Consider the following 19,668-nt stretch of genomic DNA (forward strand, 5'->3'; position numbering starts at 1 on the left):
GCTCCGCATCATGCGGAGCCGTCTTTTTTTGTGATTGAAACGGGGCAACTCCCTTCGGATAGCCGGAAAACAAGGCGAGCGCCGCAAAGCCGGCTTTCTCAAAAGGCGGCACCTTCTGGAAGCGTATGACTATTCAACTGCCGGGAAGCCCGAGACGTTCCATGCTTCTTTGAAGGAGGAAAAGTTAACTCCGAGATAAAAAATACCTCCCCTACCAGAGGAGGAATTCCGTCCACGAAAAACGAAGTAAAATGGACGGCATCCGCCAGACAAACGACCCCAGCGGAATGAGAAAACCAACTTTCCGTATTCGGAGGCCGGAGATACAGCCCAAAAAAGGCCCCGGTCGGGGCCTTTCAGGGATAAAATCGCCCGGGAACCAGGGCTCCCCGCCCCGGTTCCCGGACAAGAAAACAGTCCTCACTTGGCAGGCTTGAACGGCTTGGGAGAAGCGTACACCTCGTAATCCTTGATACGTCCGTTTTCCCGGTCCTGGCGCGGCAGGTAGCGGAAGCCGGAGAGCCTCTGCACCTTCCCCAGGTCCAGCACGATCATATGCGGATGCGGAGGATTGTCCCCCTGCCATTTGGTATGCCAGTAAGTCGTGGGCTGGTTGTCCATGACCAAGCCCGCCTGGGCGGCTTCTCCCGCCGTTTCATGGGAGTCCGCATAAACGACGGACCACTGTTCCCGCGGCAGAAGGTTGCCGGAGGCATCTAAAAAGTTCAGCTCCGCAATGGCCGCATGAGGGCCGTTGTCATAGGCGTTCCTGCTGACGATGGCAATGTACCGGGCCTGCACGGGGGCCTTGAATTTGATCTCCTGCTGTTCCGCCCCTTTGGCAAAGGTGCCTTTGTGCACCATCTGGCCGGGTTCGGGAGCCACAGGCTTGCCTACGCGGAACACATCCGCCATGGCCGGATCCTTGTTCACTTCGTAAATGGCTTCCTTCACGCCCTTCACGGTGCCGGAACCGCCTTCCAGATCCAGCACCACGATTTCATTCTTGCCCGGTTTCAGATACTCTCCCGGACAATACAGGGCCTGCTGGGAACCGATGAACCAGAAACGGCCCAAATTGGCCCCGTTGACCCACACCACGCCCTTCTTCCAGCCGTCCCGCATGTCCAGATAAGTATCCTTGGGCTCGGAAACATTGAAGTACCCCCTATGGAATACGGGCTGGTCCCCTCCCGGATTTTTGCCGGAAAAGGACAGCGTTCCCACGCCCTTGCACGGGAAACTGTAAATGGCAAAATATTCCAGCTTGTTCCCGTTCAGCGTAATGGGACCACGGATGCCCTTGCGTTCATCCAGTATCTGGCGGCCAAAGTTGATGCGGCCCATGTTTTCCACCAGAATATCCACCGTATGCGTTCCGGCAGGAATGTTTACGTCACAGGAATCCTGCTTGTAGCGGCGGTCCGCCGTACCCTGCCTTTTACCGTCCACGTAAACGATGGCGCGATCCTGCATGTTCTCCATCTTCAAGACGCCTTTCACGGGCCCCTTCACCTTTGTCCGGTACAGGATGAAACCCAGACTTTGCCCCAGCGCCTCCATGTGGACAGGCTCCTTGCGGATTTCCGGGCGCGGCATCCGGCCGAACATGCCCGCCTTTTCCGTGAAGGTAATCGGGGGCAGCTCCATCATGTCCGGCTGGGGAGGAGGTTCCGGCAGCTTGACGGTATCCCCGTAATAATCCTGAATGGTCTTCCGGAAAGTATGGAAGCGCTGAGTCAGCGTACCGTTTTCAGAAATAGGGGCGCCGTAATCGTAATTGGTCACATCCGGCGTGTAGGCCCCTTCCCAGTTGGCACCATTCATGAATCCGAAGGAAGTTCCTCCGTGCGCCATGAACAGGTTGGGGGAGACGTTATTCTCCAGCATCCACTTCAGGTCGCGGTTGAAACCTTCCGTGCTGCCGCCATTCTTGGGCTTGCCCCAGTGGTCAAACCAGCCCACCCAGAATTCTCCGTTGATGCGGGGCGTCTTGCCCTTGTGCTTTTCCAGATTGGCAAAGGCGCCCTTGGCTCCGCCGCCGAAGTTCATGGCGGGAATAATTCCCGGCAGCGTGCCGTTGTTGATCATCCAGTCATTCGGACCATCCGAGGTAAAGGGCACCACGCCCGGGAGCTCCTTCTGGATCACCTCCAGGTGCTTTTTCACGTAATCCTTGTCCGAACCGTAGGAACCGTATTCGTTTTCTACCTGGGCCATGATAATGGGGCCGCCCTTGGTGATCTGCAGGGGTTCCAGCATGGAGCAGACTTTTTTGAGATAAGCCATGGCCGGTTCCAGAAAGCGGGGGTCCTGGGAACGTACCTTCAGGTCTTCATCCTTGAGCAGCCATCCGGGGAAGCCGCCAAATTCCCATTCCGCACACACATAGGGACCGGGACGCACGATAACCCACAGTCCCGCTTTCTGGGCCTCCTTGACAAACTCTACAAAATCCCGGTTCCCGGAAAAATCCCATTTGCCCGGTTCCGGTTCATGCACGTTCCAGAACAGATAGGTACAAACAGTATTCATGCCCATGGACTTCATGCGCTGGAACCTGTCCTGCCAGTGGGAACGCGGCACGCGCGGATAGTGCATCTCTCCGGAAATGATCTTCACGGGCTTGCCGTCCATCAGGAAATTTTCCTGATTGGTGGTGAAGACGTGCTTGGCGCCGTCATTGGACTCCGGCATGGGCATGGGAGCGGCCACACACAAATGGGCGGCCAGCAGCAAAACGGAAAAAAGGGATAATTTCATGATAAAATAAAGCGAATGGTGATCGGAATTACTTTCGCAAAAATGCGTCTGCATTCAATATTAAAAAGGATAGACCAGAAAGAGACCACTTCCGTCCCGAACGGATTTAGTCATGAATTTTTAATACTGAATACTACAATATTTAATCAACGATTGTTTGCGCTGCAATCCCTCTTTTCCTACCCTGCAGGGCCGGAAATGGCAGACGGAAATTTCTCTGTGGGTGCCCTCGCCATTTGAGGCAGGCAGTGCTTTCAACCCAAGAAAGGAACCCGCTGCTCCGACGCGCCGAAGCCTCGATACTGCTTCGCCGTCTTTCCCTTCCTGCATCCCGGTTTCTTCCCGACTGGCCTTTTATATTCAGGCCACCTGGGCAGAGGCTACTCTCCGGAAGAAGGTCGCAACGGGTCATCCCGATCCTTCAGGCGTATCACCTCATGCCTTTCCTCAAACGGAATGCCACGGCGGCGGGCATCCTGCGTCTCCTTCTTCATTTTGTCGTCCACCCAGTACAGATGGGATTCCAGCGGATTGTAGAGCCGGGGGGAACAAAAACGGGTGGGGGACTCCGGCCAGCGTATCCAGCGCCAGCAGGCAATGTGGGTATAAGGCTCCCTCCAGCCCGGAATCCATATGCAGAGGTCATGAATCCGCTTTTGGGCACGGTGGAGTGCTTCCTTCAAAGCCGGGTAATCGGGAGCTTCCCGTTCCACATCCAGCGCGGCATCCAGTTCGGCATCCGCCACGGCGAAAATATTGTTCGTGTTTCCTACGGAATTTCCCCGCCCGTCATACGCCAGTTCCGAGGCGAACGTCTCATACAGGCGGGGGAACGGCGTGTCCAGAGGCCACGCCCACAAAGCGGCCTGGTACCTCTTTTCAAAAACCTTGCGGGAGCACACGCTGTACGTGAGGGGGTCCAGCTTGAGGTCCACACCGCACTTCAGGGCCTCCTGCCTGATGATGGAGCAGACGTTGGTCATCACGTGGGAGGAATCCGCAAAAGTCAGCTCCAGACACAGGCGTTCCCCACGTTCGTTTTTCAGAATTCCGTCTTCCCCCATCTCCCGGAAGCCCGCGCGGGCAAAATATTCCATGGCTTTTTTCTTGCTGTATTCCGGGGCTTTCAGCGGCAATGTCAGGTCGCCGTATCCCTCCATGTAGGAGCCGAGACGCCTCATGTTCCCGCGGAACAGGGAGTCAATCACCATCCCCATGTTCACGGCGTGGGCCAGCCCTTTGCGGATGTCGGTATTCCTCAGCATCCCGTCGGAACAATTCAGGTACAAGCCATACGGAGGGCAGGCATAGCCCGCTTCCAGGCTGTATTTGTCTATATAGCCCCGGTGCACTTCCGGCAGTTCCAGCTTGCCCTCCCATATTTCCGGCTTGCGGATGTTCATCATGTCCAGGTCCCCGCGCCGGAACATCTCAATCGCCTTGTTCTCCAGGTTTACAAAAACATGCTCCACCTGGTCCGCATTGCAGGAATAGCGGTAATACTTCCTGTCCTTCGCCCACCAACTCTTTACGCGGGCAAGAGTGATGCGCTCCCCCTGCCGGATTTTTCCGGGCACCACCATGTACCCGCCCGTGTTCGGCGCGGCCTTCCACTGGTAGCGTTCCAGAAACAGCGCATTGAAATCATGGTAAAAACCGGGATGCGCCGGATGAAAATCCACACAGGCCATGTAAGGCAGCAGAGGCCGCGGAGACGGTACGGTGAGCGCAATGACGGAATCTCCGTACACGGTGATCCGGTCGAACGTGGAGCGGAACAGGGCTGTCCAGAAAGGGTCCCTGGCGGCGTCCGACGTGCGCAGGCAGATATTCAGCAGAAAATCCTCCGCACGCACGGGCCGTCCGTCCGAATAGGCCGCTTCGGGGTCCAGATGGTAAAAGACCGTGCGGCCATCCGCGGAGACGGCCCAGCGGTCCGCCAGCCCGGGGATGGGCCGAAAAGTTTCCGGATGCAGTCCCACCAGGGGAATCCACACATTGTCAATGGCGGAATAGTTGAAAAAATTCTCGCTGCCGGGGCCGAAAGCCCGCAAGGTGCCGGGGAACGGCGTATTGATCCACAGCCGGACCTGGCCGCCCTTCACGGCGCGGGGGTCCCCGATCTCCGGTTCCTCCATGCCCGTATGCCATTCCAGGCCGGAGGGCATCTTTTCCAGCGGAAGCACGCGAATATGGTCCCCCTCCTCCAGCCTCCTCCTGAGGCGTTCCACGGAACGTTCACGTTCCGCCAGACGGCACCCGTCGCCTTCCCCGCGGGAAACGGTCAGCAGCTCTCTCTGCTGCTCCCCTGCCGCCAGTTCCCGGCGCAGTTCTCTTTCCACGGACCTGTTCCAGCGTTCCACAAATCCGTCAAACACGGCGGGCATCCCCCGTTCGTCGACATTCCCGGCCGCCTCGTTCCAGACCGCGGACTCCCGGAGGGAGAAGTAAAACACTCCCCCTGTAAAAACAGCCAGGAGCAATGCCCCCAGAATGGACAGCCAGCGAAACACGATCAACGATTACCCGTCCTCTTTTAACCTATATCCGGTCCGGATGAAAAAGAAAATCCCCATCCTCCGCCCGGGACAGTTTCCTTCGCCTGAAACAGTCCGCAAAACGGAAGATGGGGATGCAATCAACAATTAACGCTGGGAGAGAGTTTAAAATTCGACCGTCACACCGCCGAAGACACCCAGTCCGCGGGCCTGCCGGGGACCGAAGTTATAGTCATTTGTGATGATGAAATTCTGATCGAACAGGTTTTCCACGCGCACATGCAGGGCCACGTTGTCCGTAACCTGGTACCTGGCAAACACGCGCGCCGTAAAGAAATTGTCCAGACGGGCGTAATCATAGTCCGTGCGGCCCATTGCGGACGTCACGCCGAAGCCTACCGTCAGTTTCTCAAGCGGGGAAGTATGGATCTCCGCATTGATGGTATGGCGGGCGGTATTGGCCATCTGGATGGTTTCATACTTGCCGATGGAGTCGCGCTTGGGCATCGTAAACGTGTAATTGGCGTAATAGCCGCTGTTCCAAGCGTCCTTGAACTGCCCTTTGAAGGCTACTTCCACACCGTAGGAGGTGCAGTGGGAATAATTCTTGAAGGTATAAGGATAAACGCTGGAATCGGAGCCAATTTCATCATTGACGCGCGTCCAGAACCCCGTCACGGAGGCGTAATGGTTGTCCGCCAGGCGCTGTTCCACGCCCAGGTCGCCGCCCAGGGACTTGGAAATGTCCAGATCGGGATTGCCGACGTAGCCGTAGTTGGCCGCATACCGTTCAAAGTACGTGGGAGCGCGGAAGCCGGACCCCACGGAACCGAAAATGCGGGTGGGGGAATCCTTGCCCGTCACTTTCCAGGAGTTGGAATAACGCCAGGTGAAATGGTTGTTCCAGACGTTGTCATGCTCCAGGCGCAGGGCCAGGCTGGCGTCAAAATTGTCCGTGGGAGCCCACATCTGTTCCGCAAAGAACGCCAGGGTGCTCTGCCATTCGTCCTTGGACACGTAGTTGTTTTCGCTCATGTAGTCGGAACGGTCCCAGGCCATCCCGGCGATCGTCGTCCACTGCTTGTTCCAGGTAAGTGCATTGCGCCATTCTGCCTGGAAACGGCGGTTGCGCATCACGTTGGGCTGGAAGTCGTATTCCGGCGTATGGGTGGAATAATTCATGTTGTAATGACCGACCATGAAACTGGTGGACCACAACTTGCTGAGTTCCGCATCCACGCGGCCCGTGACCAGGTTGCTGCGGTTCTTGTCTTCCGTATTGTACAGGTGGGAATCCGTTACAGGATTCATCCAGTCACTGTAATCCACATAAGGAGTGGGATACTCAAAGTAGGAATCCAGGCGGCGGTAGGTAAAGCTGAGCTTCACCTTGTCATTAACGTCATAACCCAGACGCAGAGCTTCCTGCCACTGGCGGAAGTCGTTCATGCCCGTCCTGTTGTCATAAATGGAATCATAAATCGTGGGATCGTTCTCCGTGGTTTCAAAACCCACGCCCACAAAGTAGGACAACTTCTTGATCTTGCCGGAAGACGTCACATAGCTGTTGAACGTTCCGAAGGAACCGGCCTCCGCAAAAATTCTCGTCACCGGGTCGCCTTCCCCTTCCGGCGTATCCATGGCAACTACGCCGCCAATGGCTCCGGAACCGAACACGGCGCCCTGGGCTCCCTTCACCACTTCCACATTGCCCACCGTAAAGAGATTGGTGATGCCCAGCAGCTTGTTGCCGGACATGTTGACATCGCTGATGCGCATACCGTCAACCATCGTCAGGGTGTAGGTTTCCTTGTTCATCCCGCGGATGACGGTGTTGCTCACGGAACCGCGCTGCCAGGTGCCGCCGCCGTCCAGCGTGAACACGCCGGGCGTCTGGGAAAGGGCTCCCGTCAGGGTTTCAATTCCCTCTTTCTGGAACTCTTCCGGATTGATCACGGAAACGGAAACCCCGGACTGGTTGTACGGCACGCCCACAAAATGGGACGCCATGGTCAGTTCCGGCATGACCTGCATGGTTTCCGTCCTGGCGGAGGTCTTGGAGTCTTCCTTTTTAGCGGACTCGGCAAGAGAGGACTGGCCTGCGAATGCGGCAAGGCCAACGGCAATAGCGCCCATCTGAAGGGCTTTCTTCGTATAAAGCATGGTTGTAACGCCTTACGTCCGGTAACTCGCCGGACAGTTTGGACAACCCCCTGAGGCTGGTTTTCTGGCTTGCAGGATATCCTGCTTACAGTGGCGGTACCGCTCCGGATTTGCACCGGTATTCCCCATCTATTTCCTGCCCGGCTACGGGCGTCCCTGAGGTCTGTAGCCCTTCCCATAAGGGCTCATGGGATGGATGAAATACCAAAGCCCCCACCATGACAAGACAAAAAAAATTTTCTTTGAACATTTCGTCACTGGATGGATTTTCCCGGAATCTTGCCTCTTCTGGCCGGTCTGCCTCCTCCGTAAGACGTTTCTTCCAGGGAAGCCTGGAAGAAAAAAAATTAATAATTGATTATAAATAACTTATTTTCCAAATCAAATATAAAGAAAAGGAATTCCAGCGGCTAAAAAACTTCGGAATTATATACTTTAATCTTGTCCCACCTTCCTACTTCGTAGGAGTAGGAACGAAAAAGCTCCTTTCAAAGAAAATTCTTCGCCCTCTTCTTTAGTAAAGAGAAAAAATTGGGAACCACTAAAGAATCAGAGTTGTCATTCCCATTCCTGCGATTATCATACAAGATATGTCAGATACAGTTTTAGCATCTCTATTCAGTATCGCAGGAGTTGCTTTGGGGTCTTTTATTACAATATTTGGCCTTTGGTGGCAGGATAAATTGAGATTTAAACGAGAAGAGAAAAAATATTTCAAAAGGAAAAAGGAAGAAATATACTCAACAATGATACGTTGGATGATTAACTACGCTGGTTATAAAAGAAATTTATCTGAAATGAGCGCAGAAGAATCTAACCGAAAATTTTTCATTTTAATCAATGAACTAAATGAGTTACAAAGTCAAAGATGTATATTTTGTAGTCCAGCTTTTGACAAAAAATTTACAGAATTGGGTGAAAAATGCAAAAAGGAAGACATAAGTCCAGAAGAAATACAACCCCTTACTAAGATATGCCAAGATGAACTTGGAATTTAAAACTCTATAGATTGAGCCGGAATAGAATTAAGAATCCAAGGCTCTTGATGGGTAAAATGGATATCCGATTTTTGCAAAAAATCGCGTTCTTTTATATTTTTCAACATTTTAAATATCAATAGCTTACCTACATCTTTTTCAATATTTAAAGTTTTATCTATCTCACGAATTCTATTGCTTATATTTATTAGTTCGTGAAATATTTTGCATTTTGAGCTAACTAAATAATTATTTGTATGTGCTCCAGAAAATTTATAAGAATCAGCGACAGTGTATTTTCCATCACCATCCACATCAAAAGGTTCTTTTAACCAATAAAATATATAGTACAGGAATAAATTAGCAATCCAAGTCATTTCAACTAAATCTTTTCCCTGGTGAACTTCTTCTGTCATAGAGCTACTAATACTACTGAATAGACTAGTCGCACCGATAATAACTATTTCTGGGCTTATAACTTCACCTAACTCATCCTTCTCTTGCCATACTGGCATATAATTAAAAATTCCTGCATAACACTGACCTAAATAAACTACAGAACGCTTCAATCCTTTTGTGTGTTTCAGCCATTCTAACAAAATAAATGGACTGATTGATGGATTTGCAGGAATTCCTTCTATACCTCCATGACCAGTTACAAAAAGCACTAAATTATCATAGCTATTGTTTTCTGCTAGAGAATTCATATCTCTAATAGAATTAATAGAATATCTAGACTTCAGGTAAACATACCAGTTAGAATCTTTAATTTCTGCGTTACTATCAATAATTATAGTAACATTTTGTTTTTTGATATTTTTAGTTTGTAAACACGAAACTCCGAATACTATATCTTGGATATGTCGTTCTTCTGGCTCATTATTAGCACAAGATAATAAAAATATCCAATGAGTTTTTTCGTTAAATAATCCCATTTTTTATTAAATTAGAAGCTGATTGAGGTCTATCCAAATCTGAAAAATAAACAATAGCATCTAAAACAATATTTTCATTTTCTCTTAATTTAAGAAAATCGCCATTGTTTTTCAATATTAATGAATTGATATTTGATTTTATTAAATATTTAGAATCAGGTATATCTGATTTCTTTATTGTATATAAAATCAAGATTCCCATATTGACAGCTTCCTTTATTTCACTATCTAGAAAGGGTAATTCACTTGATTTTATTATATGGTTTTTTATATTTTTCATTTCATCAAAATATTCGTATTGTATAAAAATACCTCAATAGGATAATTAGCATGTATCATGTTGAAAAAGTCAATTACAAAATCAGCATACTGACGTAATATTTACACAATTAGCTTTTGAACATCTAATCTATAGAAAAGATATTTTATTGCATTTTTGTTAGATTTGTGCAGAAGGTTATTTATGCTCAACTTCATTTACTTAATCATTAATACCTACGTTCCAGCTTCCTCTCCACCGCCTTCAAAATCCATTCCTCCATGGACAATCCTTCCTTAACGGCCCGCTTGGCTATCTCATTCAAAGTAGAATTTTTCATTCGAACGGCAATTTGAGATTCGAGTTCCGAAGGATAGTCCTTACTCATCAAATGACGCAATGAGCCTTGCACGTTCTTAGGGATTCTCTGACGGGCAAACCAGTTATGAACCACGGTGGTTTGGACTCCAAGAGCCTTGGCTATTTCAGCACGGCTAATGGAATGTTCGTTGAGCCATTGACCTAATTTTTTAGTGTCCACATAGTCCGGTTCAGGCTTGGAATTGCTCGTAAACATGCGGTTTGATTATCTGATAGAACCCAGTTCATAGAAAGAAAGAGCTTGTGTTGTTCGCATTTGTTATGATAATAACTCGCATATGATGATTATTGCGATTCACAATTGAGACTCTAAAGGAGGAATCTTTGTTGGCTATCGTGACTTCATTATGACTTCAACTCATAAACGACCATGAAGAGAAACTTATTTATAACGTGTGCATTAGGCCTGTTGTCCGGTGCTTTTTCGGCACAAGCATCCAACAATCCTTGGGAGTATTACAGAATGGGAGGGAACTATAGTTCCGCATATTCAACACGGTATGATTCCAATTTTGGAATGAGTATCAAAGGTATGTATGGATTCCACTCAGGAAATGATTATGGAATAGATATGCCAGACCTGTATGGTGCCCAATTAGGACTTCACGCAAATATTCCATCGGGTTCTGTTTTCCATGAATTATCTTTCAATCTCGGCGCGCTTACAGGTTCTAAAACGTACGGAGGGGAGTTAAAATGGAAACAACAAGTATTCCCCTTCACCGCTGGATATTCTTTCAATGTCCCCTTATCTGATTCTGCCACTTTCTATTTAGGCGGCAAAATTGGTTTTCACTATTATAAACAGGAACTCTCTGGTGGAGGAGAAAAAGCTTCTGAGTCTGATTCTAGTGGAACTTACTCGGCATTAATCGGTTTCAAATTTGCTGTTGCAGAAAAAACAGACCTCGTTATTGGATATGAAATAACAAAATACTGGTCAGATGTTGACCCATACCACTTTATCACAGTTGGCTTTAGCTGGTCATTCTAATTTTCGGCGGTGAATTAACGGGCCTCCTTCCTTTCGGGGAAGGGGGCGATTCTTTGATTTGCATTGACTGGCCGTCACCTTGTTTGCAGGGTGGCGGCTTTTCATTTCCAGCACAAGCCCATCAAAACTTCAAAAGCTTCATTCTCGTTCCTATAACATTGCCTGAAACAGAATTCATCCACATATTTCTGTAGGTGTTTAAGAGAGACATGGTGAAATATCCCATGAATCCCTCTTTTCAGTAAGGCCCAAAAGCTTTCAATTCCATTAGTGTGAACCCCATTGCTTGCACTAAACATGACATTATGGTCAATCATGATGCGGGTAAGATTCTTATTGTTAGGATAATTTAGAATATTGTAGCCCTTAAACTGGTCAGTCATGACTTTGGTATTAGGTTTGCAAACCTTGCTAAGGACATTGAATAATTGTTTGCCCGTCAATTGTTTTCCTTCTTCATTCCTATTGGCGACCACGGCATGAACTTTCCCAGTTCCCCTTTCTCTGACTCCAATAACAGGAACTTTGGCCGTTCCTCTTCCTCTAGGATTTTTCGGCAAATCGTCATCATCCCCATGCTCATTCTTCTTCCGGGGTTTTCCTCCAACATAGGTTTCATCAATTTCTACAATCGCCTCAAAAGTCTCTCCTACCTCTCTTTTTGCCATTGCCCCTCTAATCTTGTGCATCATCCTCCAAGCGGTTTTATAAGAAACACCTAACTCCCTTTTCAATTGCATGGCTGAAATTCCTTTTTTAGACAAACAAACCATATTAATAGCATACAACCAATGCCTCAAAGGCATTCTTGTTTCCTCAAAAATGGTTCCCTTGAAAATAGAGAATTCCCTCTTACAGTTGTTGCAATAGGCATTGCGGCAGTTATAGTGAGCATGATAAACCTTCTCTGTTTTCCCGCAAAACGGACAGATTATTTTCCCCTTAAACCGTTTTTCAATGAGATATTTTGCCACACTTTCATCATCAGGGAATTTTTCAATAAACTCGAGGTACGTCATGTTCTACTCCTTTCTTTTTCTAGGAGTAGTGTAACAAATTAGAGAGGGATTACAAGACTAAAGTATATAGTTCCGAAAAACTTTTACGTTCCACTGATGAAAAAACAGGAGCATCTTTTGGGCGGCCACATCTTCCATCATTTTTTCCGCCCCATCTCTGCCCGGAATGGAAATCTCCAGTTCCGCTGCTCAATCCCTTCCGGAGCACGGAGGAACATTTCTCTCTGTTCCGCGCATAGACAAACGGGCAATTTCCCATTCCCTTTTTACCCGGCAAACCCAGAACGCCTCCGGAACCGCACCGCCATTTTTGTCTTGTCATTGCATTCCCCGCCGGAACATGATGCGCCCATGATCCGCCCTCCGTCCCCTTTTCAACATTCCGGGCGCATCTTTATCTTCAACGGGGCTTCCAGTTCCGGCAAAACCAGCCTGTGCAAGGCACTGCTGTCCCTGCTTCCTGCCGGCTCCGTCCTCCTTTCCGTGGATGATTTCCTGGATGCCAACGGAATGGGCGGCATGCATCTGATCCACGCCGTCCGCAAGATAGGACCGGAACTCGTCCGGTCTTTTCATGAAACCGTATTCCGGGCCTCCCTGCACGCGCCCTTCGTTTTGGTGGACCATGTGATCGGAGAATCTCCGGACTGGCCGGACGAACTCCGCCGTCAATGCGGGGAAGCAAAACTTCTCCTTGTGAAAGTCGCCTGCGACGTGGAAGAACTGGTCCGCCGGGAACATGCCCGCACGGACCGGAAAGCGGATGTCTTCCACGCCCTGCGGCAGCACACGTCCATTCATGAAGGGCTCTTTTACGACCTGGAGATAGACACCACCCGTCTTTCCCCGCAGCAGGCGGCGGCCCTGCTGGTTCCACACGCAGGCCATACAGCTTTAACAACAACGGCATGAACGACTTTTCACACGGAGGAAACCTGAAATCCCTGGCGGCGGATGCCCGGCGCCCCGAACGCGACATTCTGGACTTCAGCGTCAACCTGAGACCGGAAGGCCCCCCGGAATTCATCACGTGCGCCCTGTGGCGCGCCATGAACGGCGTCACGCCCTACCCTTCTCCGGACATGCAGGAACTGAGGGAAAAAGCCGCCTTGCACTACGGTCTGTCTCCGGAATGCTTCGTCTTCGGAAACGGGGCCAACGAGCTGATTCATGCCCTCCCCTGCGCCCTGAACCTGAAACGTGCCGTCATTCCGGAACCTGCCTTTTCCGAATACCGACTGGCCTGCCTGCGTCACGGAGTGGAAATTGACTCCGTTCCTGCCGGAGAGAAAACGTCTTTTACTCCCTCTCTGTCCGCTCTGGCGGAACGCGTCGGAACAAATCATAAAGGGGAAAAACAGGAAACTGCCGTCTTCCTGGCCAATCCCTGCAATCCGTCCGGCGGCCTGCTGGATAAAAAGGAGCTGTTTCAGACAATAAAAGAGAACCCGGGAACCGTCTGGATTCTGGACGAATCATTCATTAACTACGCGGGAGGGGAAAAATCCCTTCTTCCTGACGCAGCCACCCTTCCCAACCTTGTTATTCTGCACTCCCTGACCAAATTCTACGGCATGGCGGGTATCCGCTGCGGTTTTGCCGTGTGCTGCGCCCCTCTGGCGGAACGGCTGCGAAAAAATCTTCCCGCATGGAATGTGAACGTCTTCGCGGCGGCGGCGGTACGGGCCATCCTGAAACAGCCCTCTTCCTGGGCGGAACAGGAACGCACCCTGAACAGGGAACGCCGGAAAGACCTGTTCCACAGATTGTCCGCGCTGCCGGGAGCTGCCGTCCTGCCTTCCTGCGCCAACTTCCTTCTCTTCCGCCTTTCCGGCGCTCCTTCCGGCCTGGCTTCCCTGCTGCTGAAAAAACACGGCATTGCCGTCAGGGACTGCTCCAATTATCCGGGCCTGGAAACGGGCGGCTGGTTCCGCGCCGGAGTCCGGACTCCGGAAGAACATGAACTTCTGGAACGGGCGCTTCGCGTGGAACTGGACAAACATGCTCCCGCCATCCTGCGCAGGCCCCCCAAGTCGGCGCTGATGATCCAGGGCACCTGTTCCGATGCGGGCAAAAGCGTGCTGACGGCTGCCCTCTGCCGCATCTTCCATCAGGACGGCTTCAGCGTGGCCCCCTTCAAGGCGCAGAACATGGCCCTCAACTCCGGCGTGACCGCGCTGGGGGAGGAAATGGGCCGTGCCCAGATGGTCCAGGCCCAGGCCTGCCGGATCGATCCGGACGCCCGGATGAATCCCATCCTGCTCAAACCCCACTCCAACACGGGTTCCCAGGTCATCGTGATGGGAAAGGCGGTAGGGCACATGGAAGCCGGGGAATACTTCACGGCCAAGCGCCGGTTCTGGCCGGACGTCCGCGCCGCCTACGACTCCCTCTCGGACGAATACGACCTGGTCTGCCTGGAAGGGGCCGGAAGTCCGGGGGAAATCAACCTGAAATCCGCGGACGTGGTCAACATGAACATGGCCCGCTACGCCCGCGCTAAAGTCCTGCTCACCGGGGACATTGACCGGGGCGGCGTGTACGCCTCCTTCCTGGGCACGTGGATGACCTTCTCCCCGTGGGAAAGGGAATTGCTGGCGGGATTCGTGGTCAACAAATTCCGAGGGGATTCCTCCCTGCTTGCCCCGGCGCACCGTTACATGCAGGAACACACGGGAAAACCCGTGCTGGGAGTCATCCCCATGATACGGAACATCAACATTCCGGAAGAGGACCGGGCAGTCCTCCCCTTTGAATACGATGAAAGCTCCAAACACGCGGACTCGCTGGACGTAGCCGTCGTGATGCCCGCGCACATCTCCAACTTCACGGACTTCGCCCCGCTGGCGGCGGAACCGGACGTGCGGCTGCGGCAGGTAAGGACCGGGGACGAGTGGGGCCAGCCGGACCTGGTCATCCTGCCCGGAACCAAAAGCGTGGCGGCGGACCTGGAAAGAATGCGCCGGGCCGGACTGGACAGCCTGGTACGGAAACACGCCGGAAAAGGAAAATGGATCCTGGGCGTCTGCGGCGGCCTGCAAATGCTGGGAAAGGAAATTCTGGACCCGCATCATCAGGAATCGGCGGAGGAACGCACTCCCGGCTTGGGACTGCTGGAACTGACCACTACTTTCTCCCCCGTCAAGACCCTGCTCAATGTACGCCGCGCCCGAACGCCTCTGGCCCCGGACGCCTCCGGCTATGAAATCCACCACGGCATCACCAGCCATGAATCCCCTTGCGAACCCCTCATGTTCCGGGAAGACAGTTCTCCATGCGGTTACGGAAAGGGCCGCGTCTGGGCCACGTACCTGCACGGCTTTCTGGACGGCGACGAATTCCGGCGGGCATTCATCAACAGGGTCCGGGTGGATTCCGGCCTGCCGCCCAAACCTTCCCTGCACGTATCCCATGATGTTGACGGCGCTCTTGACCGTCTGGCGGACATCGTCCGGAAACATCTGGATGTGAACGCTATCTACCGCCTCCTGCAACTGAAACGCTGAACCATGATTCCGTGCCTCCTGCTGCTGCCCGCGGCCCTGCTGCTGGACATTCTCTTCGGGGATCCGCCCAACCGGCGGCATCCCGTCTGCCTCATCGGCTGGTGCGCGCGCCGTCTCGAACCTGCGGCGCGGCGTTTGTGGGGAGGAAGTTTCAAGGCCGGCATGCTGGCGGCCCTGGGTGTCTGCGCCGCTGCGGAATGCGGGCTATTTCTGCTCTTTCTTCCCTTTTTCACGCTTTCCTCCCTGACGGCATCTCCCTGGCTACCGTGGATTCCCGCCGTTCTGGCCGTTTACATCTGCATGGCTCCGCGCGGACTGGCGGAACATGCGGCGCGGGTGGCCTCCGCCCTGCGCAGAGAAAACGGAGAAGAAGCGCGGCAAGCCGTCTCCATGATCGTGGGGCGCGACACGGAACGGCTGGACTCCCGCGGCGTGGCGCGGGCCGCCATCGAAAGCGTGGCGGAAAATTTGATGGACGGCGTCTTTTCCACCTTGTTCTGGGCCGCCGCAGGGTGTTTGATAGGGGGCGCTCTCGGCGCGGCCGCCGCCGCGCTCGTCCACCGCGTCTTCAACATCCTGGATGCCATGTGGGGAAAGAAAAACGAACAATACAGACACTTCGGCACCTTCGCCGCCCGCACGGACGACACCCTCAACTTCATTCCCGCTCGTCTCATCCTGTCCTGCATTTCCCTGGCGGCCCTGTTCCTTCCGGGCGCCTCCTCCCGCCACGCGCTCACCGTGGGCTGGACCTTCCGCCGCGCCCACGCCAGCCCCAACTCCGCCTGGAGCGAGGCGGCCTTCGCCGGGGCGCTCGGACTCCGCATCGGCGGCCCCGTCTCCTACAAGGGTATGCCCGCAGACTATCCCTGGATAGGCTCCGGACGGAAAGAAGCCACGGCCGGCGACCTGGACCGCGCCATACGGCTCATGTGGCTCACTACGGCCATAGGCACGCTCCTCTTCTCCCTCATCCTTGCCCTTCCTCACTTGCAACCATCATGAACAAACTGCACATACCCCCGCTGGACGAACAGGCCGCCAAGGCCGCCCTGGAGCATCAGAAAATTCTGGCCAAGCCGCCGCTTGCGCTGGGAAAGCTGGAACCGGTAGCCATCCAGATAGCCGCCATGACCGGCAACCCCGCTCCGCGCCTGAAAAACAAGACGGTGGTTCTCTTCGCCTCCGACCACCACATTGCCGACCACGGCCTCAGCCTGACCTCCACGGACGTAACGTACATCCAGACGCGCAACTTCCTTCAGGGAGGGGGGACCATCAATGCCTTTACGCGCAATGCCGGAGCACGCCTGACCGTGGTGGACGTGGGCGTGAACTACGACTTCGGCGACCTGCCGGGCCTCGTCAAAAGAAAAGTCATGCACGGCGCCAATGATTTCAGCAAAGGTCCGGCCATGACCCGGGAGCAGGCTCTGGAATGCCTGCAAGTGGGCATTGACATCGCGCGGGAGGAAAAAGCCAGGGGGCTGGACATCGTGGCCGCCGGGGAAATGGGCATCGGCAACACGACGCCGTCCTCCGCCATTGTGGCCGTTCTCACGGGAACCCCGGTGGAAACGGTGACCGGGCGCGGCTCCGGCGTCAAAGGAGAAGTCATCCGCAAAAAAATAGAACTCATTGAACGGGGAATCGCCCTGAACAAGCCGGACCCCGCCGATGCCATCGATGTGCTCGCCAAGGTGGGCGGCCCGGAAATAGGGGCCATGGCGGGGCTGATGCTGGGGGCGGCATCCCTGCGCGTTCCCATCGTCATCGACGGTTTCATCGCCGGGGCCGCGGCGGCCATTGCCCAGGGAATCCGCCCGGAGGCGGCCCGGTACTTCCTCGGTTCCCACAACTCCGCGGAACCTGGGCACAAACTCATCATGGACCACATCGGCGTCACCATGTACATGGACCTGGGCCTCTGCCTGGGAGAAGGCACGGGCGCGGCCCTCTTCTTCCCCGTGCTGGACGCCGCCACGCGGGTTCTTTCAGAAATGAAGACCCTGCCGGAACTGGACATCACCGTGCCCCGCTAATACTGTACCTCCCCAGATGACCGTCATCACCGCCATCCGCTCCGCCTTCGGCTTCCTGACCCGCCTACCCGTGGGGCCGTGGCCCCTGCAAAACGACCTGAACGGAATTTCCGCATGGCTTCCGCTGGTCGGCATTGTGGTGGGCGGACTGGTCGGAGGACTCACCTTCCTTTCTTCCCTTCTCTTTTCCCCCCTCCTCTGCGGGGTCATCGGCTGCGCCTGCTGGGTGGCCGTCACAGGGGGATTGCATCTGGACGGCGTGGCGGACTGCGGGGACGGCCTCCCGGTGGAAGTCACGCAGGAACGCAGGCTGGAAATCATGAAAGACTCCCGGCTGGGAACCTTCGGAGGCACGGCCCTCTTCTTCAATCTGGCCTTCAAGGCGGCCGCCCTGGCCGTGCTGGCGGCCTCCGGTTCATGGCCTCTCCTGCTCACGGCCTGCATCCTGGCCGGACTCCTGGCCCGCAGCCAGATCTTCATCGCCATGCGCTTTCCCGGCGCGCGGCCCGGCGGCATGGGGGAAGCCTTCAGGCAGGGCACGCGCCCCGTCCACGCCCTGATTGCCGCCGCCGTCACCCTGGGTGCCTGCGTCCTGGCAGGCTGGTCCGGCCTGTATGCCCTGGGGGCCGCTCTGGCCGCATCCCTGGCCCTGCTCCTGTATGCCCGGCGCAGGCTGGGCGGCGTCACCGGGGACGTATTCGGCTGCACCGTGGAATGCACGGAATGGATTGTACTGCTTACCTTCTGCACCGCCCTATGACCCCGCATAAATGCCGCATTCCCGGCCTTAACATCGGCTGCACCTCCTTCATCATCCCGGACTACTACGTTCCCGCCGTCAGGGAATGTGTCCGTTATGCGGACGACATCGCCCTGCTCCTGCTGGAGGCGGGCAGCAAGGGGGAAAGCCTCATCACCCTCGCGGAAATCAGGGAACTGGGCCGCATCGCCAGGGACGCTGGAATAACGTGGAACATCCACCTGCCGACGGACGGGGGATTCGCCACGCCCGAATCTGGCCGCCAGTACACGGAAAACATCATCCGCACCATCGAACTCACGCGGGAACTGGAGCCGCACACCTGGGTCATGCACGTGGTCACGGACCACATCCCCGGACCGGACATGCGGCCGCATCTGACGGAGGAGGAGACGGAAAGAATCCTCCGCTCCCTGGAGCAAATCACGCCCTATCTGCCCGCACCGGAATACCTGGCTCTGGAAAACTTGGAACGCCACCCTACGGACTATCTGGACGGGCTGGTCGCCGCCACGGAACATTCCCGCTGCTTCGACATCGGCCATGTCTGGAAGGAAGGGCTGAAACCGGAGGAACTCCTTCCCCTCTGGCTGCCGGACATCCGCATGTGCCATCTGCACGGACTGGAAAAAAGGGACCACAAATCCCTGCACCACATGCCCGCCTCCGTGCTGGACGCCCTGCTCCACCCCATGTGGGACATCAGCTTCACCCCCCTCATCACGCTGGAAGTATTCAGTCTGGATGACTTCCTGAACTCCCACCAGGCCATGCTGGAATCCTATCAACGCCATGTCTCCAAACACTGACACCTCCCGCCCCCGCATGACGCTCGTCGTAGGGGGCACCAGAAGCGGCAAAAGCCAGTACTCTGAAAAAATCGCCTCCGGCTTCGGGAAAAAAATCCTGTATGTTGCCACGGCGGAAGTCTGGGACGGCTCCGGCTCCCTGGAATACCGCATCCGCAAGCACCGCGAACGCCGCCCGCAGGAATGGCCCACGCTGGAATGCCCGCGCAACGTGGCCGCCACCGTACAGGCGTCCGGTCTTCTGGAGCAAGTGGACGGCGTCATTCTGGAATGCATCACCCTGCTTGCCTCCAACATCCTGTATGACCAGAAAGACCCTGCGGAATACCTTCCGTTTCAGGATGCCCTGATCCGGGAAATAGAAGCGTTGAAGGAACTCATTTCCCGGTCTCCCGTACCATGGGTGCTCGTCTCTTCGGAAACCGGCATGGGCATCGTCCAGCCGGACCCGGAAACGCGCCACTACTGCGACGGTCTGGGCATCGCCAACCAGCTCCTGGCAAAAAGCGCGGATGAAGTTTACTTGATGGTGGCGGGGCTGCCTGTCACCGTAAAAAAGTGA

At 54.1% G+C, this 19,668-nt stretch carries 16 protein-coding genes and 1 riboswitch; of the genes, 9 read left to right on the forward strand and 7 right to left on the reverse strand.

All coding sequences use genetic code 11. From position 1 onward, the window contains the following. Window positions 1–420 precede the first annotated feature (420 nt). From OQH67_RS00240 to OQH67_RS00250, 3 genes are all read right to left on the reverse strand, one after another. On the reverse strand, window positions 421–2,763 hold the full coding sequence (locus OQH67_RS00240) for a beta-galactosidase (protein WP_215435799.1): 2,343 nt from the start codon (window positions 2,761–2,763) through the stop codon (window positions 421–423). A gap of 380 nt (window positions 2,764–3,143) precedes the next feature. Beyond that, a complete protein-coding gene (locus tag OQH67_RS00245) occupies window positions 3,144–5,276 on the reverse strand; it encodes an ABC transporter substrate-binding protein (protein WP_215435800.1) in 2,133 nt (710 codons plus the stop codon). 150 nt (window positions 5,277–5,426) lie between these two features. Continuing rightward, window positions 5,427–7,424: a TonB-dependent receptor plug domain-containing protein gene (locus OQH67_RS00250; protein ID WP_215435801.1), complete on the reverse strand. Its 1,998-nt coding sequence runs from the start codon at window positions 7,422–7,424 to the stop codon at window positions 5,427–5,429. 37 nt (window positions 7,425–7,461) lie between these two features. Beyond that, a riboswitch (cobalamin riboswitch) is annotated at window positions 7,462–7,599 on the reverse strand. Between the two features lie 415 nt (window positions 7,600–8,014). On the opposite strand from OQH67_RS00250, the gene OQH67_RS00255 reads away from it, so the two are divergent. Then, window positions 8,015–8,422, forward strand: a complete 408-nt coding sequence (locus OQH67_RS00255) for a hypothetical protein (RefSeq protein ID WP_215435802.1) — start codon at window positions 8,015–8,017, stop codon at window positions 8,420–8,422. Here the strand turns inward: OQH67_RS00255 and OQH67_RS00260 are convergent. From OQH67_RS00260 to OQH67_RS00270, 3 genes are all read right to left on the reverse strand, one after another. Next, the gene (locus tag OQH67_RS00260) at window positions 8,419–9,336 is read right to left on the reverse strand and encodes a hypothetical protein (protein WP_215435803.1); all 918 of its coding nucleotides are present in this window, start codon (window positions 9,334–9,336) and stop codon (window positions 8,419–8,421) included. The genes OQH67_RS00255 and OQH67_RS00260 overlap by 4 nt on opposite strands. Beyond that, a complete protein-coding gene (locus tag OQH67_RS00265) occupies window positions 9,323–9,616 on the reverse strand; it encodes a hypothetical protein (protein WP_215435804.1) in 294 nt (97 codons plus the stop codon). Before OQH67_RS00265 ends, OQH67_RS00260 begins: the two co-directional genes overlap by 14 nt. Before the next feature lie 208 nt (window positions 9,617–9,824). Continuing rightward, the gene (locus tag OQH67_RS00270; protein WP_215435805.1) at window positions 9,825–10,172 is read right to left on the reverse strand and encodes a hypothetical protein; all 348 of its coding nucleotides are present in this window, start codon (window positions 10,170–10,172) and stop codon (window positions 9,825–9,827) included. Window positions 10,173–10,346: 174 nt separating this feature from the next. Between OQH67_RS00270 and OQH67_RS00275 the strand changes: the two genes are divergently transcribed. Continuing rightward, window positions 10,347–10,970, forward strand: coding sequence for an outer membrane beta-barrel protein (locus OQH67_RS00275; protein ID WP_215435806.1), 624 nt, complete (start codon window positions 10,347–10,349; stop codon window positions 10,968–10,970). 101 nt (window positions 10,971–11,071) lie between these two features. On the opposite strand, the gene OQH67_RS00280 is transcribed toward OQH67_RS00275, so the two are convergent. After that, on the reverse strand, window positions 11,072–11,989 hold the full coding sequence (locus OQH67_RS00280; protein ID WP_215435808.1) for an IS1595 family transposase: 918 nt from the start codon (window positions 11,987–11,989) through the stop codon (window positions 11,072–11,074). Between the two features lie 351 nt (window positions 11,990–12,340). Here OQH67_RS00280 and OQH67_RS00285 point away from each other — a divergent pair, with 351 nt between their 5' ends. Genes OQH67_RS00285 through OQH67_RS00315 form a run of 7 tightly spaced genes read left to right on the forward strand, consistent with a single transcriptional unit; the run spans window position 12,341 to window position 19,668 of the window. Then, window positions 12,341–12,901: a phosphotransferase-like protein gene (locus tag OQH67_RS00285; protein ID WP_215435810.1), complete on the forward strand. Its 561-nt coding sequence runs from the start codon at window positions 12,341–12,343 to the stop codon at window positions 12,899–12,901. After that, window positions 12,898–15,495, forward strand: coding sequence for a cobyric acid synthase (locus OQH67_RS00290; protein ID WP_215435811.1), 2,598 nt, complete (start codon window positions 12,898–12,900; stop codon window positions 15,493–15,495). The genes OQH67_RS00285 and OQH67_RS00290 overlap by 4 nt, the downstream gene beginning before the upstream one ends. 3 nt (window positions 15,496–15,498) lie before the next feature. Beyond that, window positions 15,499–16,500: an adenosylcobinamide-phosphate synthase CbiB gene (gene cbiB, locus OQH67_RS00295; RefSeq protein ID WP_215435812.1), complete on the forward strand. Its 1,002-nt coding sequence runs from the start codon at window positions 15,499–15,501 to the stop codon at window positions 16,498–16,500. Further along, the gene (cobT, locus tag OQH67_RS00300; protein ID WP_215435813.1) at window positions 16,497–17,537 is read left to right on the forward strand and encodes a nicotinate-nucleotide--dimethylbenzimidazole phosphoribosyltransferase; all 1,041 of its coding nucleotides are present in this window, start codon (window positions 16,497–16,499) and stop codon (window positions 17,535–17,537) included. Before cbiB ends, cobT begins: the two co-directional genes overlap by 4 nt. A 16-nt stretch (window positions 17,538–17,553) precedes the next feature. Further along, the gene (gene cobS / locus OQH67_RS00305) at window positions 17,554–18,297 is read left to right on the forward strand and encodes an adenosylcobinamide-GDP ribazoletransferase (protein WP_215435814.1); all 744 of its coding nucleotides are present in this window, start codon (window positions 17,554–17,556) and stop codon (window positions 18,295–18,297) included. Further along, a complete protein-coding gene (gene cbiR, locus OQH67_RS00310; protein WP_215435815.1) occupies window positions 18,294–19,106 on the forward strand; it encodes a cobamide remodeling phosphodiesterase CbiR in 813 nt (270 codons plus the stop codon). The genes cobS and cbiR overlap by 4 nt, the downstream gene beginning before the upstream one ends. Then, complete coding sequence (locus OQH67_RS00315) at window positions 19,090–19,668, forward strand: bifunctional adenosylcobinamide kinase/adenosylcobinamide-phosphate guanylyltransferase (protein ID WP_215435816.1); 579 nt, start codon at window positions 19,090–19,092, stop codon at window positions 19,666–19,668. The genes cbiR and OQH67_RS00315 overlap by 17 nt, the downstream gene beginning before the upstream one ends.

The sequence above is a fragment of the Akkermansia biwaensis genome (assembly GCF_026072915.1).
Taxonomy (GTDB): domain Bacteria; phylum Verrucomicrobiota; class Verrucomicrobiia; order Verrucomicrobiales; family Akkermansiaceae; genus Akkermansia; species Akkermansia biwaensis.

What these genes read in the sequence shown, in the direction of transcription:
- OQH67_RS00240 (WP_215435799.1), bottom strand. Translation starts at nt 2,763, where the DNA reads ATGAAATTATCCCTTTTTTCCGTTTTGCTGCTGGCCGCCCATTTGTGT.
- OQH67_RS00250 (WP_215435801.1), bottom strand. Translation starts at nt 7,424, where the DNA reads ATGCTTTATACGAAGAAAGCCCTTCAGATGGGCGCTATTGCCGTTGGC.
- OQH67_RS00255 (WP_215435802.1), top strand. Translation starts at nt 8,015, where the DNA reads ATGTCAGATACAGTTTTAGCATCTCTATTCAGTATCGCAGGAGTTGCT.
- OQH67_RS00260 (WP_215435803.1), bottom strand. Translation starts at nt 9,336, where the DNA reads ATGGGATTATTTAACGAAAAAACTCATTGGATATTTTTATTATCTTGT.
- OQH67_RS00265 (WP_215435804.1), bottom strand. Translation starts at nt 9,616, where the DNA reads ATGAAAAATATAAAAAACCATATAATAAAATCAAGTGAATTACCCTTT.
- OQH67_RS00270 (WP_215435805.1), bottom strand. Translation starts at nt 10,172, where the DNA reads ATGTTTACGAGCAATTCCAAGCCTGAACCGGACTATGTGGACACTAAA.
- OQH67_RS00275 (WP_215435806.1), top strand. Translation starts at nt 10,347, where the DNA reads ATGAAGAGAAACTTATTTATAACGTGTGCATTAGGCCTGTTGTCCGGT.
- OQH67_RS00280 (WP_215435808.1), bottom strand. Translation starts at nt 11,989, where the DNA reads ATGACGTACCTCGAGTTTATTGAAAAATTCCCTGATGATGAAAGTGTG.
- OQH67_RS00285 (WP_215435810.1), top strand. Translation starts at nt 12,341, where the DNA reads ATGATCCGCCCTCCGTCCCCTTTTCAACATTCCGGGCGCATCTTTATC.
- OQH67_RS00290 (WP_215435811.1), top strand. Translation starts at nt 12,898, where the DNA reads ATGAACGACTTTTCACACGGAGGAAACCTGAAATCCCTGGCGGCGGAT.
- cbiB (WP_215435812.1), top strand. Translation starts at nt 15,499, where the DNA reads ATGATTCCGTGCCTCCTGCTGCTGCCCGCGGCCCTGCTGCTGGACATT.
- cobT (WP_215435813.1), top strand. Translation starts at nt 16,497, where the DNA reads ATGAACAAACTGCACATACCCCCGCTGGACGAACAGGCCGCCAAGGCC.
- cobS (WP_215435814.1), top strand. Translation starts at nt 17,554, where the DNA reads ATGACCGTCATCACCGCCATCCGCTCCGCCTTCGGCTTCCTGACCCGC.
- cbiR (WP_215435815.1), top strand. Translation starts at nt 18,294, where the DNA reads ATGACCCCGCATAAATGCCGCATTCCCGGCCTTAACATCGGCTGCACC.
- OQH67_RS00315 (WP_215435816.1), top strand. Translation starts at nt 19,090, where the DNA reads ATGTCTCCAAACACTGACACCTCCCGCCCCCGCATGACGCTCGTCGTA.